Origin of the sequence: Pedobacter rhizosphaerae, from assembly GCF_900111155.1 — a bacterium.
GTDB lineage: Bacteria > Bacteroidota > Bacteroidia > Sphingobacteriales > Sphingobacteriaceae > Pedobacter > Pedobacter rhizosphaerae.
On record NZ_FOGG01000001.1, the window covers coordinates 250486 to 271442 of the forward strand.

Annotated in this window: 22 protein-coding genes; 6 read left to right on the forward strand and 16 right to left on the reverse strand. The window is 39.5% G+C overall.

Going from position 1 to position 20957, the window contains the following annotated elements; genetic code table 11:
- Positions 1–3: 3 nt before the first annotated feature.
- The 3 genes from BMX11_RS01075 to BMX11_RS01085 all read left to right on the forward strand — a co-directional run bounded on the left by BMX11_RS01075 (position 4) and on the right by BMX11_RS01085 (position 3692).
- The gene (locus tag BMX11_RS01075) at positions 4–663 is read left to right on the forward strand and encodes an MgtC/SapB family protein (RefSeq protein ID WP_090880028.1); all 660 of its coding nucleotides are present in this window, start codon (positions 4–6) and stop codon (positions 661–663) included.
- A gap of 123 nt (positions 664–786) precedes the next feature.
- Complete coding sequence (locus tag BMX11_RS01080; RefSeq protein ID WP_090880031.1) at positions 787–2214, forward strand: L-serine ammonia-lyase; 1428 nt, start codon at positions 787–789, stop codon at positions 2212–2214.
- A gap of 284 nt (positions 2215–2498) precedes the next feature.
- Positions 2499–3692, forward strand: coding sequence for a C1 family peptidase (locus tag BMX11_RS01085; RefSeq protein WP_090880034.1), 1194 nt, complete (start codon positions 2499–2501; stop codon positions 3690–3692).
- Positions 3693–4106: 414 nt separating this feature from the next.
- Here the strand turns inward: BMX11_RS01085 and BMX11_RS01090 are convergent, their stop codons facing one another.
- The 11 genes from BMX11_RS01090 to BMX11_RS01140 all read right to left on the reverse strand — a co-directional run bounded on the left by BMX11_RS01090 (position 4107) and on the right by BMX11_RS01140 (position 12392).
- Positions 4107–5018: an AEC family transporter gene (locus BMX11_RS01090; RefSeq protein WP_090880037.1), complete on the reverse strand. Its 912-nt coding sequence runs from the start codon at positions 5016–5018 to the stop codon at positions 4107–4109.
- Positions 5019–5097: 79 nt separating this feature from the next.
- Positions 5098–5571 carry a Dps family protein gene (locus tag BMX11_RS01095; protein WP_090880041.1) on the reverse strand — a complete coding sequence of 158 codons (474 nt, stop codon included), beginning with the start codon at positions 5569–5571 and terminating at the stop codon, positions 5098–5100.
- A 100-nt stretch (positions 5572–5671) separates the two neighbouring features.
- On the reverse strand, positions 5672–6898 hold the full coding sequence (locus BMX11_RS01100; protein ID WP_175474437.1) for a DEAD/DEAH box helicase: 1227 nt from the start codon (positions 6896–6898) through the stop codon (positions 5672–5674).
- Positions 6899–7134: 236 nt separating this feature from the next.
- Positions 7135–7575 carry an Hsp20/alpha crystallin family protein gene (locus BMX11_RS01105; RefSeq protein ID WP_090880044.1) on the reverse strand — a complete coding sequence of 147 codons (441 nt, stop codon included), beginning with the start codon at positions 7573–7575 and terminating at the stop codon, positions 7135–7137.
- 71 nt (positions 7576–7646) lie between these two features.
- Positions 7647–8030 carry a glycosyltransferase gene (locus tag BMX11_RS01110; protein ID WP_090880047.1) on the reverse strand — a complete coding sequence of 128 codons (384 nt, stop codon included), beginning with the start codon at positions 8028–8030 and terminating at the stop codon, positions 7647–7649.
- A gap of 2 nt (positions 8031–8032) precedes the next feature.
- Entirely contained in the window at positions 8033–8275 is a 243-nt protein-coding gene (locus BMX11_RS01115) for a hypothetical protein (RefSeq protein WP_090880050.1), read from the reverse strand.
- Positions 8276–8279: 4 nt separating this feature from the next.
- The gene (locus tag BMX11_RS01120; protein WP_090880053.1) at positions 8280–8546 is read right to left on the reverse strand and encodes a hypothetical protein; all 267 of its coding nucleotides are present in this window, start codon (positions 8544–8546) and stop codon (positions 8280–8282) included.
- 991 nt (positions 8547–9537) lie between these two features.
- On the reverse strand, positions 9538–9882 hold the full coding sequence (locus tag BMX11_RS01125) for a hypothetical protein (RefSeq protein ID WP_090880057.1): 345 nt from the start codon (positions 9880–9882) through the stop codon (positions 9538–9540).
- A 9-nt stretch (positions 9883–9891) separates the two neighbouring features.
- Complete coding sequence (locus BMX11_RS01130) at positions 9892–10443, reverse strand: RNA polymerase sigma factor (protein WP_090880060.1); 552 nt, start codon at positions 10441–10443, stop codon at positions 9892–9894.
- 167 nt (positions 10444–10610) lie between these two features.
- The gene (locus BMX11_RS01135) at positions 10611–11543 is read right to left on the reverse strand and encodes a TolB family protein (RefSeq protein ID WP_090880063.1); all 933 of its coding nucleotides are present in this window, start codon (positions 11541–11543) and stop codon (positions 10611–10613) included.
- 87 nt (positions 11544–11630) lie between these two features.
- The gene (locus BMX11_RS01140; RefSeq protein WP_090880066.1) at positions 11631–12392 is read right to left on the reverse strand and encodes a DUF4197 domain-containing protein; all 762 of its coding nucleotides are present in this window, start codon (positions 12390–12392) and stop codon (positions 11631–11633) included.
- Positions 12393–12615: 223 nt separating this feature from the next.
- Here BMX11_RS01140 and BMX11_RS01145 point away from each other — a divergent pair, with 223 nt between their 5' ends.
- The 3 genes from BMX11_RS01145 (at position 12616) to BMX11_RS01155 (ending at position 15296) form a co-directional block, all read left to right on the forward strand.
- A complete protein-coding gene (locus BMX11_RS01145; protein ID WP_090880358.1) occupies positions 12616–13194 on the forward strand; it encodes an RNA polymerase sigma factor in 579 nt (192 codons plus the stop codon).
- The gene (locus BMX11_RS01150) at positions 13187–14437 is read left to right on the forward strand and encodes a hypothetical protein (RefSeq protein WP_090880069.1); all 1251 of its coding nucleotides are present in this window, start codon (positions 13187–13189) and stop codon (positions 14435–14437) included. Before BMX11_RS01145 ends, BMX11_RS01150 begins: the two co-directional genes overlap by 8 nt.
- Before the next feature lie 244 nt (positions 14438–14681).
- On the forward strand, positions 14682–15296 hold the full coding sequence (locus BMX11_RS01155; RefSeq protein WP_090880072.1) for an FMN-binding negative transcriptional regulator: 615 nt from the start codon (positions 14682–14684) through the stop codon (positions 15294–15296).
- A gap of 300 nt (positions 15297–15596) precedes the next feature.
- Here the strand turns inward: BMX11_RS01155 and BMX11_RS01160 are convergent, their stop codons facing one another.
- The 5 genes from BMX11_RS01160 to BMX11_RS01180 all read right to left on the reverse strand — a co-directional run bounded on the left by BMX11_RS01160 (position 15597) and on the right by BMX11_RS01180 (position 20905).
- On the reverse strand, positions 15597–16607 hold the full coding sequence (locus tag BMX11_RS01160; RefSeq protein ID WP_090880076.1) for an inorganic phosphate transporter: 1011 nt from the start codon (positions 16605–16607) through the stop codon (positions 15597–15599).
- Between the two features lie 12 nt (positions 16608–16619).
- Positions 16620–17261: a DUF47 domain-containing protein gene (locus BMX11_RS01165; protein ID WP_175474438.1), complete on the reverse strand. Its 642-nt coding sequence runs from the start codon at positions 17259–17261 to the stop codon at positions 16620–16622.
- Positions 17262–17796: 535 nt separating this feature from the next.
- Positions 17797–18822: a sensor histidine kinase gene (locus tag BMX11_RS01170; RefSeq protein ID WP_090880082.1), complete on the reverse strand. Its 1026-nt coding sequence runs from the start codon at positions 18820–18822 to the stop codon at positions 17797–17799.
- Positions 18823–18855: 33 nt separating this feature from the next.
- A complete protein-coding gene (locus BMX11_RS01175) occupies positions 18856–19620 on the reverse strand; it encodes a TIGR03915 family putative DNA repair protein (protein WP_175474439.1) in 765 nt (254 codons plus the stop codon).
- 28 nt (positions 19621–19648) lie between these two features.
- A complete protein-coding gene (locus BMX11_RS01180) occupies positions 19649–20905 on the reverse strand; it encodes a putative DNA modification/repair radical SAM protein (RefSeq protein ID WP_090880089.1) in 1257 nt (418 codons plus the stop codon).
- Between the last annotated feature and the right edge of the window lie 52 nt (positions 20906–20957).

Sequence of the window (20957 nt, forward strand, 5' to 3'; positions counted from 1 at the left end):
GCAATGAACGATATCCTGGATAACAGCCATTTTATTACGCAAAGCGAAGTAAATAAATTTCTATTGGCTACTTTATTGTGCGGCTTAATCGGTGCAGAAAGAGAATACAGGAGTAAATCTGCCGGATTAAAGACCATGATGATGATTGGTCTGGGATCAGCCTTATTTACCATTTTATCCATCAGGATAGGGCTAAGCAGCCACGATAGGATCGCATCTAACATTGTAACCGGAATAGGTTTTTTAGGGGCGGGTGTAATTTTTAAAGAAGAGAACAGGGTTAAGGGCTTAACAACTGCCTGTATCATTTGGATTGTAGCTGCAATAGGAATGGCCGTTGGATCTGGTTTTTATGAACAAGCTATTGGGGTGACTGCGGTCGTATTATTAGCCCTCATCATTTTTCCGTTTTTAGAAGAGATTGGCGATCGCCGGTTTACCAAGAGAATTTACCGCATTGTTAAAAAGCAACATAAACATGGTGATTTGGAAAGTTATGAAGAGGTTTTTCGAGAAAATAGGTTAAAGCCACAAAGAGGTAAGCACCAATTGGTAAATAATATCATTACCGGCAACTGGGTAGCCACCGGAACACCCAAAAATCATAAAAAGTTTGTAGAACGGATGCTCAAAGACGATGACATCATTGAGTTCGATTTTTAAACCCATGGTCCGTGACCCACGGACCATTAAGGACCATTAATAACACGGACCATTAATACGGTGAATCAAAATTAATTTCTGATCTCAAAAAACAATGATAGCTTTGTGTAGCTAACATTCGTAATGATTAAGGAACAGATCTCCGTTTTTGATATTTTTAAAATAGGTATTGGCCCCTCGAGTTCACACACTTTAGGCCCTTGGCGTGCCGCACAACAATTTACCGCATCTCTTACTCAAAACCACCTTTTAAATGAGGTGGAGCAGGTTAAAATACTGCTTTATGGTTCTCTTGCAAAAACAGGTAAGGGGCACGGAACTGATGTTGCTATTTTACTGGGCTTAACTGGTGCCGATCCGGTAACTTTTGATGTTGATGCCGTTACACCCACCTTCGAAAGCATTCAAAAAGATAAAAAATTAAAACTGGCAGACCAGCTGCTAATCGACTTCGATTATACCAACGATCTACTTTTTCTTTTTGCGGAAAGCCTGCCTTTCCATCCAAATGCGGTTACTTTTCAGGCTTTTTTAAAAAATGGCAAAGCCTTTTCAGAAACGTATTATTCTATTGGCGGAGGCTTTGTAGTAAAAGAAGGAGAAGACAATAGTAAAAAAGTACAGGTGGATTTGCCCTTCCCGATAGAGAAAGCAAAAGAGCTACTACACTGGTGCCTGTCTACCGGTTTAAAGGTGAGCGAGATTGTTTTGGAAAATGAATCAGCCTGGAGGCCTGAGTCGGAAACTAAAAAAGGAATTCTACAGCACTTTGCGGTTATGCGCGATTGCATTTACCGGGGCTGTCATACCACTGGTTTTCTCCCTGGGGGATTAAACGTTGCGAGAAGAGCCTTTCCTCTCAATAAGCGATTAATCGGACAAACTGAATATCACGATTTTAATAGCTGGGTGCAGGCCATCAGAAAAGGTGGAAACGGATTCAATTACATACTGGATTGGGTAAGTTGTTTTGCTTTAGCTGTAAACGAAGAAAATGCATCCTTTGGCAGGGTGGTAACTGCGCCAACCAATGGAGCTGCGGGGGTGATCCCAGCAGTATTGCAGTATTTTCTGGTATTCTGCGACGGCTATTCGGAAGAGAAGATTATTCAATTTATCGCCTGCGCGTCAGAGATTGGAAGCATTTTTAAAAAGGGCGCAACAATATCGGCTGCTATGGGCGGTTGTCAGGCTGAGATTGGTGTTTCCTCCGCAATGGCGGCAGCAGCCTTAACCGAGTGTTTGGGCGGCTCTCAGCGTCAGGTTTTAATGGCCGCAGAGATTGCAATGGAGCACCACCTGGGCTTAACCTGCGATCCGATAGGTGGTTTGGTTCAGGTTCCTTGTATTGAAAGAAATACAATGGGAGCAATCAAAGCAATTACGGCCAGTCAGTTGGCCTTGCAAAGTAATCCCGATAAGGCAAAAGTAAGTTTAGATGCTGTAGTGAATACCATGTGGGAGACTGCACTCGATATGAATGCCAAATACAAGGAAACTTCAGATGGTGGCTTAGCCACGAATATTCCAATTAGCTTACCGGAGTGCTAGTAAAACAACACTTAGGTAAGATGGTGTGATGTAAAATGGATGGAAAAAACCAAATTGGTGAAAATGGGAAATGTTATCTTGGAAAATAATCTTTCCAATCCATCTTCCATTTTTCCCTTTTACATCTCCCCACCTATATCAACTCACCACCTCATCACCCTCACCGTCTCCACTTTTCAACCGCTTTTTTGCATTTTCATGACCAATGAACAGCATTATTACAGTTTTGACATTCACTTAACGTTAACAAATTAATAAATTAGCGGCCTTATTAATTCATAAAAATGACTAAACACACAAAACTGGGTTTGGTTGGCTTGGCATTATCGTTATCTACCCTGGTAACTTATGGTCAGGACAATCTGGTAAACTCCTTAAAAAACAATCAAAGCGACAATAGTAAAGCAGCATTTAAATTTACAGAAGTAATCAACCTGGCTAACACGCCGGTTCAGAACCAAGGCTCTTCTGGTACTTGCTGGAGCTATTCTACCAACTCTTTTCTAGAATCTGAAATGATTAAAGCAGGAAAACAGCCTGTTGTTTTATCTCAGTTATTTACCGCACGCAATGCTTATGTAGAAAAAGGTAAGAACTATGTACGTATGCATGGAGCAGTATCATTAGGTGATGGAGGTGCTTTGCATGATGTAATTAACATGTACAGAAAATATGGTGCAGTACCTCAGGAAGTTTATACCGGACTGAACTACGGCACTAAAACCAACAAAACAGGAGAGTTAGGTGATATTGAAAAAGGTGTTCTAGAAGCGGTTGTTAAAAATGCTAACGGAGAGTTAACGCCTAACTGGATTAAAGCTTACACAGGTGTAATTGATGCTTATTTAGGGCAGGTTCCAGAAAATTTTACTTACAATGGTAAAAAATATACCCCTAAAACATTTGCCAATGAGGTAGTTGGTTTAAATGCAGATAACTATGTTGAACTTTCTTCTTTTAACGACCATCCTTTCTACAGCAAATTTACTTTGTTGGTTCCCGATAACTGGTCGTTTGATCAGGTTTATAATGTGAAGGTTAATGAATTAACCGATATTATCGATAATGCATTAAAAACGGGTTACACTGTAGCCTGGGCAACAGATGTGAGCGAGAAATCTTTCAGCTGGAAAAATGGTGTAGCTTACGTTCCTGCAGTTCCATTTGCAGATATGACTATGGCACAAAAGGCAGAGATGTTCGATGGACCAAAACCAGAAATGGAGATTACTCAGGAAAACCGCCAGTTGGCTTTCGATAACTACCAAACTACTGATGATCATGGTATGCACATTGTAGGTTCAGCTAAAGATCAAACCGGTAAGGAATACTATATCGTTAAAAATTCTTGGGGAGCTACCAACGATTACAAAGGTTATTTATATGTAACAAAAAATTATGTAAAATATAAATCAACTGCTATATTGTTGAACAAGGCTGGTATTCCAGGCGCAATCTCTAAGAAATTAGGATTGTAATCAACAAGCTAAATAATTCGAAAGCCATGGTAATTTATTTACTGTGGCTTTTTTTAGTTTAAGGGTAAGCTAGAGGACTGAAGCAGAAAGATGCCTGAGGTGGTTAAAAGAACAAAGAGTAAGGAGCAAGGAACAATGATAAAATCATTACCATTCACTAAATCTCCTTTAATCTGCGGGAGAATTAAGAAGAAGACTAAACTTTAAAATCTGGTAAGGTGCTTGAGGTGGTTAAAAGAACAAAGAGTAAGGAGCAAGGAACAATGACAAAATCACTTCTATTAACAAATCTCCTTTAATCTGCGGGAGAATTAAGAAGAAGACTGAACATTAAATTTTGCTAAGGTGCCTTAGGTGGTTAAAACAACAACGATCAAACCCACAATCTCGATACTTGCTACTCACATCTTGATACTAAAAAATCCCCAATTGCGTCAGCACAAACCACCATACCCCTGTTGTAATAAACGATAACAAAATCCCGATCCCCACAATCAGATTAGATAATTTTGGGTTTAGATTATATTGGTCTGCAACTACACCAGCCGTTAATAAAGTCGGCATGGCCATCTCAAAAATGGTGACTTGGGTAATCAGCCCTTTCAATGCCAACAGTACGGCAATCACTATCAGTACAAGTGGTGCTAAAATCAATTTGTACAATAAAGCAAAGCTGATGGCTTTCCATTCGCTAAACCATCCACCAAACCTCAATTGTAAGCCGATAGAAAATAAAGCCAGTGGACCAACTGTACCTGCAAGTTTATCGAACAAGGGATTCAGGACGCTAATATCGACGAATCTGGGTACTGTTAAGGCTAGGATACAACCGATTAACGGGGGGAAAGTCAATACTTTTTTGAGCACCAGTTTGGCACTTAGTTTTTGTTGTTGCGAAGAACGGATAGCTACAATGATTCCAATTGTAGATAACAGGGTAAACGTTACCTGATCACAGATAATGGCTGTGCCGAATTCCTTTTCACTAAAATAGGCTGCAATTAAGGGCAAGCCAACAAATGTAGTGTTGCTTAAGGAGCTGGTTAGTTTAAGCCCTCCAGAAGTGGCTTTACTGATTGTTTTGAATCGGCTGTACAGGGTAATAAATACCCAGCCAAGCATCCATACCAAAATGGGAGCAAGGGCCGGAAAAAGCAAATCTTTAGTCCAGGTTATGTGAGGAAGATATTTAAATGAGGTGGCAGGTAATGCCAGATAGATAATCCATGCGTTAATACCTTTGTGTGCATCTTTGGGTAAAACTTTACGTTTGCGGAAAAGAATACCTGCAATGATGCATAAGCCAATAAGAATAAAATTTGCCATTGATGAGGCAAAGATAGCCTATAAAAGAAAAACGCCAATAAGAAATTGATCTATTGGCGTTTATATATGTAAATTAATGTTACTTCAAATGAGCTCTTAAGAACCAGGCCATTTCTTCGTGTGTTTCCATCAGACCCGTAATAAAGTCGCTCGTTCCGGCATCGCCGTAGTCGTTCGCAATTGGGTTAATGTTTCCCCTGATGAATTCAATGATCGCTTCGTGGTCAGCAAGTAAGTCTTTAATATAGCCTAAGCTATCGTTATGACGCTCACTGTATTCTGTTAAATGGGTTAAAGCTAAAAAGTTTTTTAAGGTTGCAGGAGCATAGTGGCCAATTTTACGAATCCGTTCTGCTACGCTATCAATAAATTCATCCAACTGATTGTACTGCTCTTCGAAGAACTTGTGCTTAGCTAAAAAGTCAATGCCTTCTACATTCCAGTGTGCATTGCGGGTTTTGGTATATAAAACATATTCATCAGCTAATAATTTAGCTAATTGTTCTGATACTGCTTGTCTATTTTCGGTACTGATTCCAATTTTTGCTTCCATTTTTGATTGTTATTTTGATACACCTAATTTACTCTTTTAGGTTGTGAAAATGGAAATTGAATATCATTATTGTGTTAAAAAAATAGCCTGATAAAGCCGGTTACACAGACGGTTTTGGCTTTTTCTTTTTAGACCACACCTTTTTCTTTCCGTTGTTTTTAGGATGAGTTTTCTTCTCTTCTACATGCTTAATTTCTATGGCTGCAACGGCTTCTGGAAGTGGGATTCGCGGAACCTCTTTCTCAATTAGTTTCTCAATATTATCAAACTTACGTTTATCTCTTCCATTTACCAATGTAATTGCAGTACCAGTGGTTGCAGCTCTCGCAGTACGGCCAATGCGGTGTACATAATCTGCAGGATCATGGGGTACGTCGTAGTTAATTACCAGATCAATACCCTCTACATCTATTCCTCTGGATAAAACATCCGTTCCAATTAAAATAGGAAGTCTTCTGTTCTTGAAGGCCAGTAAAATATCTTCCCGTTCCTTCTGCCCAAGATCAGAGTGGAAAGGCTCAGCTTTAATGCCTAAACCTTTAAAAGCCTTATGAAGGGCTTTAACTTTTTCTTTAGTGGAAGCGAAAATAATACTGCTTTTGTATTGATCGGCCTTAAAAATTTCAGTTAATAAAGCCTGTTTCTGTTGGTCGTGGATGTTATATGCCTGTTGGTTAATTCCTTCTGCAGGTTTGGCAATAGAGATGGTAATCTGCTTAGGCTCATGGAGAATAGTGCCTGCCATTTTACGGATTTTAGGAGCCATAGTAGCCGAAAATAAAAGCGTTTGACGCTTTTTAGGCAAGTAGCTTACAATCCGCATAATGTCGTCATAGAAGCCCATATCCAACATTCTGTCTGCCTCATCTAAAATAAGGTGCTGCAAATGTTGAAGCTTCAAGGCACCGGAAGAAAGGTGAGCCATTAATCTACCCGGGGTAGCAATAATGATATCCACTCCCTCACGCATAGAACGCTTCTGTTGTTCATAAGCAATGCCATCGCCACCACCATAAACAGCTAAAGAACTGATGTTGGTGAAATAAGCAAGCGCCTCAACCTGTAAGTCGATTTGTTGAGCCAGCTCTCGCGTAGGCGCTAAAATCAAGGTATTGTTGTGTCTGTCGGCTGCCCGACTAATTTTATCCATTACAGGTAAAAGATAACTGGCTGTTTTTCCAGTCCCTGTTTGAGCGCAGGCAATGAGATCGTGATTCTCTAAGATTACCGGTATAGCTTGTTCTTGTATTGGAGTAGCGCTTTTATATCCCATGGCCATTAGGCCTTCGTATAAATCGGGGTTGAAATTAAAGTCGTTAAAATTCAATCTGTTATATTTATAAAATAAGGCAAAAGTACCTTAAATTACCGCTAATAGCAAATACATTGTGAATAAGGAATAAATACATTGATTGTTGATTTTTTAATGCATGGCATTGAGCTTCGGATCAAATCGTTTTTTATAATCTTTATACTCGCAACTTGATACTTGCTACTCACATCTCGCTACTCAAAAATAAAGCCCCGACAAATATCGAGGCCCTGGCATTATGATAGACAAAACTAATCCACTGCAATGTTTTTTGCCGGTGTGTTCGTTTCGGGATTTTTAGGAAGATTTACTTTTAAAATACCATCAGCATAAGCTGCAGAAATCTGATCTGCAAGCACTTTTCCGTTTAGGGCGAATGCACGCTCAAAGTTTCCATTACTGTATTCTCTTCTGCTGAATTTTTTAGCCTCTTCAGCTTGCTCATCAGCAGTGTAAGAAATCGTTAATACATCATCTTTGGTGATCACCTTTAAATGTTCTTTCACCAGATTGGGCGCGTATACATGGATAATAAAGTGTTGATCAGTTTCTTCAATATTGACAGGAACTTTTCTGAAATGTGCTTCAAAAAATGGGTGCTGATGCTTGAAATGTCTTCCAAATCGACCTTCTCTAGGTCTGCAATCACCATAATTCATTTTGCCGTTATGGCATCTATGTTCGTTATACATAATTTTTGTTTTTAATTTTTACTAATTGTTTAATAGTTGTAGTGGCTTCTTCAGCTGCTACTTTTGGAATGCTAGCCCTTCGATATAGAAGGGATATTTAATTTTTGCGCAATTAAATGGGCAAAGGGAAAGGCCGCAGAGAAAACGATATAATCAAAATTTACACCGCTAACCTTTTCCATGATGTCGTCTATCAACTTCATGGGATGTAATAGTGCGCTAATCAAGCCAGAATCTGGCTTATCATTAAGGCTTTCATTTGCATCCTGTTCAAATATGTCTAGATCTGTTCTATAGTATTTGAAGCTTGCCCCAATCTTTTCAATAGCCTTTTTAAACCCATTTGAACTGAAAAAGGTAATTTTTTCACCACGATCAACAAGGGTAGAGGCTAAGTCTAGCGCCGAGTCAACCTCGTGCTTATCTGGGATGGATAGAAAAAGTACGTTCGACATCTTTAATGCGTATAAATTGTTGATCTTTTTGCGGTATCAACCTGAGTTGGGGCAGTATCCAAAGCTTTATTGAAATGGTGGTTGAACCCTTTATTTTTCCAATGTTCCTGACAATGTTCGTGTTGGTAATGGTGATTACTAAAATCTAACCGGTCACGATACCCACGCTGAACTGCCAATACATTTAAACTGTAAAATGTTCCTGCTGCGGCCGCTAAAGCCAAAAAAAATCTAAATGCTCTCATAATTTCAGTTGATGTTAATTTGGGTTATCTTTCCATTGCCTTGAATATTTGGTCGGTACCAGCTGTTGTCAATAGGAACAATAGGTTCGTTATAAAAACCAAAGTCCTGTCTATAATACTGCATGAAGTGCCGGCGTTTAGCCTTAAAGTACATCTTAAAGATTAAGCCAATGAACAGGGCAATGAGGATAAATTTGAATACAAATGGTACGAAGAAAAGGGTAGCGCCCAGCACTATTCCAAATCCTATAGCTCTTAATATTTTGATCATGTTTCTATCTTGTTTTTAAAGTAGACGCAGGACTTTTATTTTTACTTTAAAGATTTTTATTTTTTTTTGCCTCGCGCTCTGCTGCGGTAAAAATGATTGGTAGTCAAAAAACTTTCTAACCATATGGGCCATAGAAGAAAAATATAAGCAGTGCTAATAACCACCCCCAGCCCCTCCTAAATTAGGCGGAGCAGGACTGTGCTTCGGACAAATAGGAACCCTGTAGGTTCTTGTGCCTTGCCCAATTAACCCTTCGCTTTAAGATCCCGCCTGTGCGAGGATGACGATGATTGATAGGAATGCTGTTGGCTAGGAAAGACCTTTATTCTTTAGAGTTGTAGTGAGATGCTACAACTAGGTTTAATAGTCTTCTGCATCCAGCTCTGTGTGCTTCGCGAAATAACTTTGTGGCCTCTGCGGTAAAAATGATTGATGTGGTCGTAGCGAGACGTTACAATTAGGTTTAGGTTAACCACCATGCCTGGCTCTGCACCATGCAACTCCCCGCCTTTTTTCAAGGAGGGGGTGCGAAAGCCTGTGTTGTTGCGGGGGTGGTTGCTGCGCATTGCTCAATGACCCCTTCGCTTTAAGATCCCGCCTGCGCGAGGATGACCTATGATTGATAGGAATGCTTCTGGCTAAGTAAGACCTTTATTCTTTAGCGTCATAGTGAGATGCTACAATTAGATTTAATAGTCTTTTGCATCCAGCTCTGTGTGCTTCGCGAAATAACTTTGTGGCCTTTGCGGTTAAATGTGTTACGGGTTGTGTGTTACGAGTTACGAATCAAGTCTCTGGTTCGTGGCGCACGCACCAGTTCATGTTGCCTGGCGGCTACCCACTGTCTCGCACACCCTTACCTTAAAAAGTAGGCGTGTGGGATTTTCGATGCCTTGCATGAGAATTAGCTTACTTCGTGAAATAACTTTGTGGCCTTTGCGGTAAAAAATGATTGATCTAGCCGTAGCGAGACGCTACAACTAGAAATGATTTATTCTTCTCTTCTTCTTCTCCAATCCCGGCATCTGTTTTTGTACTCTTCTCTAAATCGGTCCTGATCTTCAGTACTCATATTTCGCCATTTTTCTCTCATTCCAGTCCCTCTGTGACCAAATTTGCCAGGTCCGCCGCCTCTACCGAAACTACCAAAAAGCAAGCGACATAAAACCAACAGGCCCAATGCCTGCCAGAAGTTAATGGGCTTGCAAAATACCACTTCAGGTAAGATAGAATTCCATAAAAATTTAACCACATAACCCAAAGCCGTAGCAATCAGAATTGCTCCTGGGATAAAAAAAAGAAGTTTTTTACCTCGACTAAAATTTCTACGCCTCATAACAGCAATTTAATAGTTAATAAATTCTTGATATAAATGTTGTAAACGATTACGCAGATGTTTCACCGCATAACCCTTTCTTGATATTAATGTTTTAATGTTTTCGCCCGTTTCATTGGCTATATCCTGAAAAGTACGTTCCTCTAATTCATTCTGAATAAACACGTAGCGCTGGTTTTCTGGTAGCTCCTCCAATGCTGAAAATAGCTGGTCCCAAAATAATTTCTTCAAACTTTCCTCTTCCGGGCTATAGGTTTCGGCTAATAAAATCTCTCTGAAACTGATTTCGCCATCCTCATCCTCAAAACTTAAATCTTCCAAAAGCTGATCCTTTTGCTTTCGGTATCGATCGGTAATCTTGTTTCGCGCAACGCGATAAAGCCAGCTCCCTACCTGCTCAATAGCATTGGCTTCTGGCTGGTTGCTCAGTTGGTACCATACATCCTGTAAAATGTCTTCTGCATCCTCATCCGTATTCACCCGTCCACGAATGAAACTAAACAGGCGCTTACCGTAATCGGCAACAGCAGAAATGATATTTTGAGGTTCGTTTTTTGGCACTATTTGTTCTTTGATAAACCAGTAGACGAATGAAAATCAATATTACTTTAAATTTTATTCATTTTTTTTAATAAATATTTAGATCTCTTTTAATCAAAACAAAAGCCCCTACAATTTGACATGGAATAGCCAAAGCGTAAGGGCTTCGAAGTAAATCGAATCAGAAATTATTTCAACGTTCCGGTAGGGTTTGTCCCTTTATCTACAATCGTTTTAATATTTCCCGATAAATCTGAAACGTAAATTTTGCTTTGAGTAAAGGGTTTTTCTGCCCCACTGTAAAAAATGCGGTCGTCTGTAGTAACAAATAAATAGGGTACATTTACTCCTTTAGGCGAAATGCGATCTACTTTCTTACTTGCCAGATCTAATATATAAACAGCCTCACTTGGGCCAGTTAAGCCCTCCAGAATATCGGTGTTACCAACGTTGAAGATTAATTTTTTCCCGTCGCTGGTATAAAAGAAGCGGTTACTGCTGGCCACAGAAAAATCTTTACCAATCAAATCAGCAATGAGTTTTGTGTCAACAATTTTACCCTGGATATCAAAGGTGTACAAATGATTCAGGTCATGTCCCAGTAGTTCGGTTTCATTTTTCCAGGTTGGTGCATAAACGTTAATATTAGATGCACTATCAATTGTTTTGTATCCCGTATTATCGGTTTTAATCACGCCAATTTTCCAAAGGCTTTTAGGATTAAAGATGCTAAAGGCTACAGTTGCGCCGCTAGGCGACCAAACCGCCTGGTAAAAATTGTTGCTGTTCACCTGAAGCTTACCCTGACTTTTATTCTCCATATCGGCTATCCAGATGCTTCGGCCACCGGTAGAATCGGTTAGGGTATAAGCAAGCTTATTGCCATCGGGCGAAATCGCAGGATCAGTAGCCCCACCAAAGGAAATTTGCTTTAAAGTATCAATACTCGTGGCCACAATCTTCTGTCCATCCTGATAGGCTAAGGCAATGGCTTTTTGGCTTAACGCAACTGTATCTAAAAGTGCTGTTGGGGGAGTTTGTTCGGTATTGTTACTGTTGCAGGCAGTCATTAATCCGAGGCAAGGGATAAAGTATTTTAGGGATTTAAGATTAAAGTTCATATTGCAATTTTACGGATTGTTTTTAAACAAAAAGATTCAAGCCCTTTCGAAACTTGAATCTCTCTTAATTTATGATATTCTGTAAACTTAACTCTTCTTTTTATCGGCATAACCGAAAACTTTCTGTAAAAGGGTAGAACTACGCGCATTTATATTGCCTCTTATTTTAAGTTCCTCTTTAGCTACTTCAATAAACAATCCATCAATGGCTTTTTGTGTTACATAAGCCGTTAGGTTCGTGTTAACAGGCTTTACCAAGGGCAGTCTGTTGTACTGTGTAGTTAAATCGCTGTAGTATTTGGTTGCATTAACTTTGTTGAGGCTGGTGGTAACAATCGGACTAAATTTTTCGGTCAGTTGTGCAGAAGTAACTCTTTTAAAATATTCTGTTGCAGCATCAGTTTTCCCTAAAAGGATGTTGGTGGCATCGGTAAGGGTCATCTGTTTGATGGCAGAAATGAAGATAGGTTTTGCTTCCTTAGCAGCATCTTCAGCGGCGCGGTTTAAACTCGTAATTACATTATCGCAAAGCGAATTCAGGCCAATTCCCCGAAGCGTTTTCTCTACTTTTTGTGCTTCAGGTGGCATGAGAATTTTAACCGCCAAATTACCTAAAAAGCCATCTTTTACCGATAGTCGATCGGCACCTGCCGAAACCCCTAATTGCAGGGCTTCCTTAATACCTAAACCAATTTCTGAGGTGGTGGGTGCCCCGGCACTCGTAGCAGAGCTGCTTTGCCTGTCGGTAACCTTTTTAAAGATGTCGCTTAGCTTAATTTGGCTATGTGCCTGTTCTTGCGTAAAAAGCAATAAAGCTACGGCTGTTAATAGGATATTTAACTGTTTCATTGGTGTGAGTTTAATTTGACTTAGCAAAACAATGGCCAGAAATCTGGTTTGGATGTTTAGCTCAAACAAAGATATGGCTTTTGAACCTGTTTAAATGTTAAATTTTATTGGTTTAGCCTGCAACAATAATCCTGTATTGTTTCCTAATAATTTAGTTTAGCGCCCACATACTCGAAAATATTTTTTATACTTGAAAGATAAATTTTCGTTAGCTACCCAATTTTTGAAGTTCATAAAAAATACAGCTGGCAAACGCCAGTATGAAGATGCCGATCTTATCGCCGAGTATAAAGACACCGGCGATTTAGATGCATTGGGTACCTTGTACAATAAGTATATGCACCTGGTTTTCGGGGTTTGCTTCAATTATTTTAAAGATGAAGAGCAGAGCAAGGATGCCGTTATGCAAATTTTTGAAGAACTGGTGCAGAAACTAAAGGCGCACGAGGTTCAAAACTTTAAAAGCTGGCTCCACGTTTTAACCAGAAATCATTGCCTCATGGCCCTTCGTAAATCGGCCAGGCAGAATAATGTTTCTTTAGACGATACTTTTGTGGAAAATACTGATTTTGTGCATCTAGATATCGACAACACAAAAGAAACGCAACTTACCATAATGGAAAAGTGCATGGAAACTTTGACGGAAGAACAGCGAAAAAGCGTAGATTTATTCTATCTGCAAGAAAAGTGCTATAAAGAAGTAGCTGAAATTACTGGATATGATATGCTAAAGGTGAAAAGTTATATCCAAAATGGTAAGCGAAAGTTGAAGATTTGTATAGAAAAAAATAGTGGTGAATAAGGATTGGTTAGATATTGATGTGCTGGAAGATTACCTTGATGGTAAGCTTGATGCTAAAGCCATGCATTTTGTAGAGCGCCAGGCTTTAGAAGATCCTTTCGTTGCCGAAGCACTCGAAGGTCTGCGCCAATCTCCAAAGCGTAAACAGCACCTTTCTCTTTTACAAAAACAACTCTACCACCGGATTGCTAACGAACCAGTTAGACGTAAAATGTGGGGCATTACCACACAACGTTTAAGTATTGCAGCTACGGCAACTGTTGCTTTTATTGCAGTGAGTATTTTATTCTTTATGCGCGAAACCAACAATAGAAATGAAGTGGCTAAACGCAAGGAGGCAGGGGTAATGGTTAATCTGGATACCACTACCGCCATAGCTGAGGCTAAACCAACAATTAAAGACTCTGCAGCAATAGACGGGACAGAAACACAAAAAATACTGATAGATAAAGCCATAAGGAACGCCAAAACAAGCGATTTAGCTAAAAACACCAAATCTTTTCAATCCGAGGTAAAGGCCAGGCAACAACTCCAGGCTGAAGTGCAGGCAGAGCAGGAAAGAAAAGCCGTTGCTTCCTTGGCGAAGGTTCAGGCGATGGCTGCTGCGGCACCATCCTTGGCCAGTAACAAGCCTGTTTACATGGGAAGCGTAGTTGCGCAAGACGGCAAGCCTATATCGGGAGCAGTTGTTAAAACGGCAAGCGATAGAAATGTAACGGCTACAGATGCCAATGGCTTTTTTGCCTTGCCGCTGGATAGTGCCGATAAAAGTAAGGAGATACTGGTAAAGGCACAGGGGTATAATGATAAAGCAGTTTCAACAGACCCAAATGCTATCCGGATGGCCTTAAGTGGAGATAAATCTTTAAACGAAATAGCGTTGATCACCGGATCAAACGGAAGGAGAAAAGAAGCCATAGCTGCACCTAAAATTGTACTTAGGGCCGATCAAAATTTAGATGGTAAATCGAAGGAAGAAATCACAAAGCCCATTCCGGTTTCAACGATCGATTACAACCAGTACTTAGAGAATAACAATAAGCTTTATAATCCAAAAGGCCCCGCACAATACGTTATTGTGAGTTTTAAGGTGAAGAAAAATGGAAGGCCTGCTGATGTAAAAGTAATTAAGGGCATTGATAAAAAAGCAGATGCAGAGGCCCGGCGTTTAATTTCTACTGGGCCAGATTGGGTTCTGCCAAAAACGGGTACAGACCAGGTAGAGATGAGTATAAAGTTCTAGTCACTCTCGGGTAAAGGCATATGGTATTAACTTAAGGAGAAAACTAAAATGAATTGCCCTTCGACAGGCTCAGGATGACAATCCATTTTAGTTTTCGACTGATTCAGAAGGTCTTCGACTACTTGTCCTGATTTCACATTGGGAAGCTCAGGACAGCATTTAGCTTAAGTTAATAGCGTAGGTGGTGAAGCCTGAAACGCGCGCTTTGTTAATTCGTATTTTCTCATTCCTTTAAATTAATCACATGTATAAGTTACCGTATTATCAGGCTGATAATCAGGATGAAGTTTTAGCCTTCATGCATCACCACAGCTTTATTACCCTTATTGGGTTTGATGGCGATTATCCTGTAGCAACTCAGGTGCCCGTTAAAACTGTTGTTAAGGGCGAAAGGATTAAGCTGGTTGGGCATATCATGACCAAGACTGATCACTATAGCACATTTGCCCAAAATCCTAAGGTAATGGCTTTATTTACAGGGGCGCATGCTTATATCAGTGCTTCTGTATATGAAAATCCGGCTTCAGCTTCCACGTGGAACTATAAAACAGTACAGGCAAAGGGGATGATCAAACTCCTCAGTACTGAAGAAACTTATCAGGTGATTAAAGATATTACAGATCATTATGAAAATGAGGATAGTCCTGCTGCATTCCACAAAATGGATGAAGCGTACATTCAAAAGCATTTAAAGGCCATCACCGGATTTGAAATCGAAGTCACCCATATTGATCATGTATTTAAGATGAGTCAAAATCATTCAGCAAAGAATAAAGAAAGTATTATTGCGGATCTCGAAAGGAGTGGAGATGTGATGGCTAATGAGGTTGCGAAGGAGATGAGGAAGGAGAAAATATAAGTTCACTTTGTATTCTTTATGCTTTATTTCAATGCAGTAAAGAAGTGGCTCTCTCCTAACACCATTTAGAATCAAACTTGCCTGCGCTTACATGTCTTAAATGGTAAAAGTATGCGCTTTATCTTTGAACCATATAAGCCATATAAGGAAAATGTAAGCCCTGCTTTGTGCCTTCTCTCTGTGCGCTCTGTGGTAAAATCGGCTCATCGCCTTTAATCTGCGGGAAAAACCAAACCCTAAAAACAAAAAAGGCTAAAACAATCAAGTCTTAGCCTTCCGAGTATATTAAAGGATTTTGTTTTATTTGAAATAGTAAATCAAACTATAAATAATGGCTGCTAAAGTAGCAGAAACCGGAATAGTTAAAATCCAGGCCCAGATTAAATTAATGGTTACTCCCCAACGTACAGCAGAAACGCTTTTCACAACACCCACACCCACAATTGAACCCGTAATGGTATGCGTAGTTGAAACAGGAATAGCAAAATGCTCTGTAATACCTAAGGTGATTGCACCTGCACCTTCAGCAGCAACACCTTCCAGTGCAGTTACCTTGGTGATTTTAGAGCCCATCGTTTTTACAATCTTCCATCCACCACTCATTGTTCCCAATGAAATTGCAGAATAACAGGCAATAGGCACCCAGGCAGGTAGCGCTTCAAAATCAGGAATAACTTTCGATGCAATTAAAGCTGTAGCAATAATACCCATTACTTTTTGGGCATCGTTACCACCATGGAAGAAACTTAATGCTGCAGATGACAATAACTGTAGTCGTTTAAACCATTTTTCAGCTGTTGCTGGTTTGGCATGCCTGCAGATATTGATGATAATCAAAGTTAAAACCACCGAAATCACCATACCAATCACTGGCGCAAGCACGATAAAGGAAACGATTTTAATCACGTAACTCATGTTTACTGCATCCAGCGCACTGGCACCTGTTAACATGGCATGTGTCATCCCAGCTCCTGCAAAACCACCAATTAAGGTGTGCGATGAACTGGAAGGAATACCGTACCACCAGGTTAAAAGATTCCAGACAATTGCAGCAACCAGTCCAGCCAGAATTACTTCTAGCGTAATGTATTGCTCAATAACAGTTTTGGCGACAGTATTAGCCACTTTGTGATCGGTAAAATAGAAATAAGCTGCAAAATTAAATAGAGCGGCCCAAAGTACCGCCTGAAATGGCGTAAGTACTTTTGTAGAAACGATTGTTGCGATAGAGTTTGCCGCATCGTGGAAACCATTGATGTAATCGAAGGCAATAGCCAGAATTACCACAACAACCAATAAGGTAGTTACCATGTTTATTTTGGATTAGGCGTTTTTAACAAGGATAGTCTCCAGTACATTTGCAACATCTTCACATTTGTCTGTAGCTTTCTCTATCGTTTGTAAAACCTCTTTTTGTTTAATTAATTCAATCGCATTCGTTTCGTATTCGAATAGACGGGCAACCGCCAGTGTAAATACGTAATCGGCCTGATTTTCGCCGCTATTGATACGGATACAAGCATCAGCAATAACACGGATATTTTTAAAGCTTCGTAATTCTTTAATCGCTTTATCAATATCTGTACACATTTCTACCAAAAGCTCAGCTATTTTAACAATAGGTTCGTTAATGGTGTGCATGTTATACATCTGCATGCGGTTAGCTGTGCCATAAATGTAATCCGCAACATCATCAACGGCAGTTGCCAATTGGTGAATATCCTCTCTGTCGAAAGGCGTAATGAAGTTCCTACTCAATTCAAGAAAAATAGAATGGGTAATATCATCTCCTACGTGCTCCAAACGTTCAATCTCTTTAAAGATAGTTTTTCGGCTTTCTGGGTCAGCGGTACTAACCATTTCTAAAAGGGTCTCTGCAATTTTTAAAGCATTGCTTCCTGCTTGCTCAAAAAGAGGATGAAACTTCTTGTCTTGTGGTGTAAAGAACTTAAAAATATTGTTCATGTTAATTTTTAATATGTTGCAAAGCTACGAGGCCAATGTTAAGTTAATGTTAAGTTCTTAATTATCTTAACACTTTGGAAGTTAGCATAGATTTTGCCAAGAGGAGGTCTGGTAAATTAGTTCATTAGTCATTGGTTCATTCGGCGTTTCAGGTGCCTAGATTGCGCTTTGAGCCTTTGTTCATTAGTTTGCCACGGAAACACAAAATTCACGGAAAAAACAGAAAAAAAATGTAGTAAAGTTGTACTTATATGAATTAAATGGTAATATAGATTTGATTTGAACCATAATACTAAGCTCGTGATCATCTTAGGTTTCTAAGTATCTCATTCGGCGTTCCGGGTGCTTAACTTGAGCTTTTGTTTATTAGTTTGCCACGGAAACACAAAATTCACGGAAAAAACAGAAAAAACTTAATGCTAAGTTGTACTTATATGACTTAAATGGTAAAATAGATGAGATTTGAACCATATTATTAAGCCCGTGATAATCTTAGGTTTCTAAGATGCCTGAGGTGGTTAAAAATTTAAACAGCTTACCCGCCTTTTTGTAACGTAAACGCGAATGTAGTTCCAATATTTGGTGTGCTTCTAACAGAAATAGTTTGTTGGTGGGCTTCTAAAATGTGTTTTACAATCGCTAATCCCAATCCTGTTCCGCCAACTTCTCTTGCCCTGTGGGTATCGATTCGGTAGAAACGTTCAAATAAACGAAGGAGGTGTTTTTCTTCTATCCCAATACCATTATCAGTTACTTCAATTAAAAACTGATCATGGAGTTCAAAAATCTTAATGGCGGTTTCTCCATTCTCGACACCATACTTAATGCTGTTTACAATTAAATTGATTAAAACCTGGCGGATTTTTTCCCTATCGGCCTTAACCATGGTCACAGCAGTATATTTATCCTTAAAGAAAAGGGTAATTTTTTTAGCCTTTGCGCGGTCTTCCAGGTTGTCCATCACCTCTTTTGCCAATAGCACAAAATCAAATTTTTGGTAGTTAATAGGCGATTCGCCGGTTTCCAGCTTCGAAATTACATCTAAATCGTTAATGAGATAACTTAATCGCTCCACATTGTTACCCGCTTTTTTCAAGAAGATCATGGCCTGATCCGGATCATCCTCAATGCAATCTTGCAGGGTTTCAATATAGCCCTGAATGGCAAAAAGGGGCGTTTTAAACTCGTGAGATACGTTGGAAAGAAATTCTCTTCTAAACTGTTCCTGCTTTTTTAACAAGTCGATTTCCTTCTTTTTTGCTCCTGCCCATTCCTTTACCTCTTGCTCCACATCGTTGATGGGATCGGCGCTAACATATTCACCCAAAGCATCTTTTAAGTCTTTCCCTAATTTGAGGTTGTGAATGAGTTTATAAATTAGTTTAATCTTGGTATAGATATATTTTTCCAGTAAATAATAAAAAACCAGGAAGCTGCTGAGGAAGGAAACGCCAAATGAAATGGCCAGATAATATAAACTGTGCTGAAAATAAAAGTTAACCAAACCAATTGATAAGGCCACAGCAAGGGCAGTAAATAGGACCAAAACACTTAATTTCATGCTGCAATTTAGCAGTTTTATGTTAATCGTGTGTTAACTCAACTGCTTTTCAGTTAAATATTTCCAGTACCTTTTGGGTACGTGCTGCAAATGAAGTTTGGTGTTTTTACGGGCTACAATATTGGCACTTTTAAAATAATCTTTCCACAAGAGCGCATAAAGCTGCTCTTTTTCATCGGTTAAGGCAGGGGTTAAGTTTTGTTGCGCGCTTCCTTTTTCAAAATTGATACTAACTTCTTCAACGGTATCCAGGTTGTAGTGTAAGCCATATTTTCTTTTTAAATCGTAAATAATCCATTGCTGGTCTGCATAGCGGTTTTTGAAGTGATTGGAAATTAAAGGCAATACATTAAAGTCAGGATCTATGCCGGCATAAAAGATATTATCGGCAGTTTGCTGAAAGCGGATAAAAGCCTCCATGCGGTGTTTTTCTCGTTCTACACTTTTGGCGTATTTAGATAGTGCAATAACATGCTCATTCCCATAATTATTTTCTGCCCCTTTCTGTTGCTGAAAAATATAGCAGGAGAACTGAAACAAATGATGGTAAGCATCTGGAAGTTCTGATAGATAACTACAATAGAATTTACGGAGCCAGTCTTTCTGCAGCTTTTTTTGCAAACCTGCCCACACCCGATCGGCCTTACCCTGATCGGCAATAATTTCCAAACTTTCTGCAAAGGCCTCGGGTTGAAAAATCTCAGCAGATTTTAAGGTAACTTTTCCCGGCTTACGCTCAAACCATTCAAAAACACTTGTTAAAAGCCCGGTAAGGGATCCATCAAAAATATAGGTCATGATGAAATGCGTTTAATGACAAATACAACTAAAACAGAAGAAGCTGATTTTGTGCCGTTTTGAGATACTTACTTTGGCTGTCAGCTAAAATAAAGGCCTTAATTTCCGTTCCCTGATAATCTTTTAACTGATATGGACTATCTGCGCAGGAGATAAAATGTTTCGCTCTGTTATAGGCTACGCCTATTTTCTTCAGCTGATCTATGCGTAATCTGCCGAACTTCCTGGCCTGAACAATTTTCTTTGCCGACATCACACCGATGCCTGGTACACGTAAAATCATTTGATAATCGGCCTTGTTAATATCAACCGGGAAATGTTGCATATTTCGAATGGCCCAGCTCAATTTAGGATCAATGTCTACATCCAGGTTTGGGTTTTCATCATTCAGAATTTCCTGAACGTTGAAGCCATAAAAGCGCATCAGCCAGTCTGTTTGGTATAAACGGTTTTCTCTCAGTAAAGGAGGTTGTGTTCCTAAAATAGGCATGCGGCTATCATTGCTAATGGGAATGTATCCCGAATAATAAACCCGTTTAAGGGCAAAATTTTTATAGAAGGTATTTGCGGTGTACATGATGTCCTTATCACTCTCGGGTGTGGCACCCACTACCATTTGTGTACTCTGGCCGGCGGGTACAAATTTGGGTACATGCTTAATCAGCTTTTTATCCTCCCCAAACTGAACAATGTTTTGCTGAACAAAAGCTAAGGGCTTAATCACATCGGCATGGCTTTTCTCGGGAGCTAACAACTTTAAACCAGCCTCTGTTGGCATTTCCAGGTTAATACTCATCCTATCGGCATATAGGCCAGCCTCCTTAATCAATTCGTCGCTTGCTCCGGGAATGGTTTTTAGGTGTATGTACCCATTATATCTTTGCTCCAGCCTTAATTTTTTAACAATAAGGAGCAGGCGTTCCATGGTAAAATCGGCATTTTTAAAAATGCCCGAACTGAGAAATAAACCTTCAATGTAATTTCTCCTGTAAAAATTCATGGTTAGTTCCACCACCTCATCCACAGTAAAAGCTGCGCGCTTAACGTCATTGCTTTTTCTCGAAACGCAAAAGGCACAATCGTAAATGCAATGGTTGGTAAGCAGGATTTTGAGCAAAGAAACACAACGCCCGTCTTCGGTATAGGTATGGCAAATGCCAGAAGTATGCGAATTTCCTAAACCTTTATTATCATTTTTTCTCGTTCCACCACTTGATGAGCAGGAAACATCATACTTGGCCGCATCAGCCAGAATGTTTAACTTTTCACGAATCCTTTCAAACATAATCTTCAGTTAGCTAACAAATATAGTTTAAAAACTAAAAATATTAGTAATT

Bases quoted from the DNA above. Each gene is read 5' to 3' on its own strand.
- BMX11_RS01075 (WP_090880028.1), top strand. From the start codon at position 4: ATGAACGATATCCTGGATAACAGCCATTTTATTACGCAAAGCGAAGTA.
- BMX11_RS01080 (WP_090880031.1), top strand. From the start codon at position 787: ATGATTAAGGAACAGATCTCCGTTTTTGATATTTTTAAAATAGGTATT.
- BMX11_RS01085 (WP_090880034.1), top strand. From the start codon at position 2,499: ATGACTAAACACACAAAACTGGGTTTGGTTGGCTTGGCATTATCGTTA.
- BMX11_RS01090 (WP_090880037.1), bottom strand. From the start codon at position 5,018: ATGGCAAATTTTATTCTTATTGGCTTATGCATCATTGCAGGTATTCTT.
- BMX11_RS01095 (WP_090880041.1), bottom strand. From the start codon at position 5,571: ATGGAAGCAAAAATTGGAATCAGTACCGAAAATAGACAAGCAGTATCA.
- BMX11_RS01105 (WP_090880044.1), bottom strand. From the start codon at position 7,575: ATGTATAACGAACATAGATGCCATAACGGCAAAATGAATTATGGTGAT.
- BMX11_RS01110 (WP_090880047.1), bottom strand. From the start codon at position 8,030: ATGTCGAACGTACTTTTTCTATCCATCCCAGATAAGCACGAGGTTGAC.
- BMX11_RS01115 (WP_090880050.1), bottom strand. From the start codon at position 8,275: ATGAGAGCATTTAGATTTTTTTTGGCTTTAGCGGCCGCAGCAGGAACA.
- BMX11_RS01120 (WP_090880053.1), bottom strand. From the start codon at position 8,546: ATGATCAAAATATTAAGAGCTATAGGATTTGGAATAGTGCTGGGCGCT.
- BMX11_RS01125 (WP_090880057.1), bottom strand. From the start codon at position 9,882: ATGAGGCGTAGAAATTTTAGTCGAGGTAAAAAACTTCTTTTTTTTATC.
- BMX11_RS01135 (WP_090880063.1), bottom strand. From the start codon at position 11,543: ATGAACTTTAATCTTAAATCCCTAAAATACTTTATCCCTTGCCTCGGA.
- BMX11_RS01140 (WP_090880066.1), bottom strand. From the start codon at position 12,392: ATGAAACAGTTAAATATCCTATTAACAGCCGTAGCTTTATTGCTTTTT.
- BMX11_RS01155 (WP_090880072.1), top strand. From the start codon at position 14,682: ATGTATAAGTTACCGTATTATCAGGCTGATAATCAGGATGAAGTTTTA.
- BMX11_RS01160 (WP_090880076.1), bottom strand. From the start codon at position 16,607: ATGGTAACTACCTTATTGGTTGTTGTGGTAATTCTGGCTATTGCCTTC.
- BMX11_RS01165 (WP_175474438.1), bottom strand. From the start codon at position 17,261: ATGAACAATATTTTTAAGTTCTTTACACCACAAGACAAGAAGTTTCAT.
- BMX11_RS01170 (WP_090880082.1), bottom strand. From the start codon at position 18,822: ATGAAATTAAGTGTTTTGGTCCTATTTACTGCCCTTGCTGTGGCCTTA.
- BMX11_RS01175 (WP_175474439.1), bottom strand. From the start codon at position 19,620: ATGACCTATATTTTTGATGGATCCCTTACCGGGCTTTTAACAAGTGTT.
- BMX11_RS01180 (WP_090880089.1), bottom strand. From the start codon at position 20,905: ATGTTTGAAAGGATTCGTGAAAAGTTAAACATTCTGGCTGATGCGGCC.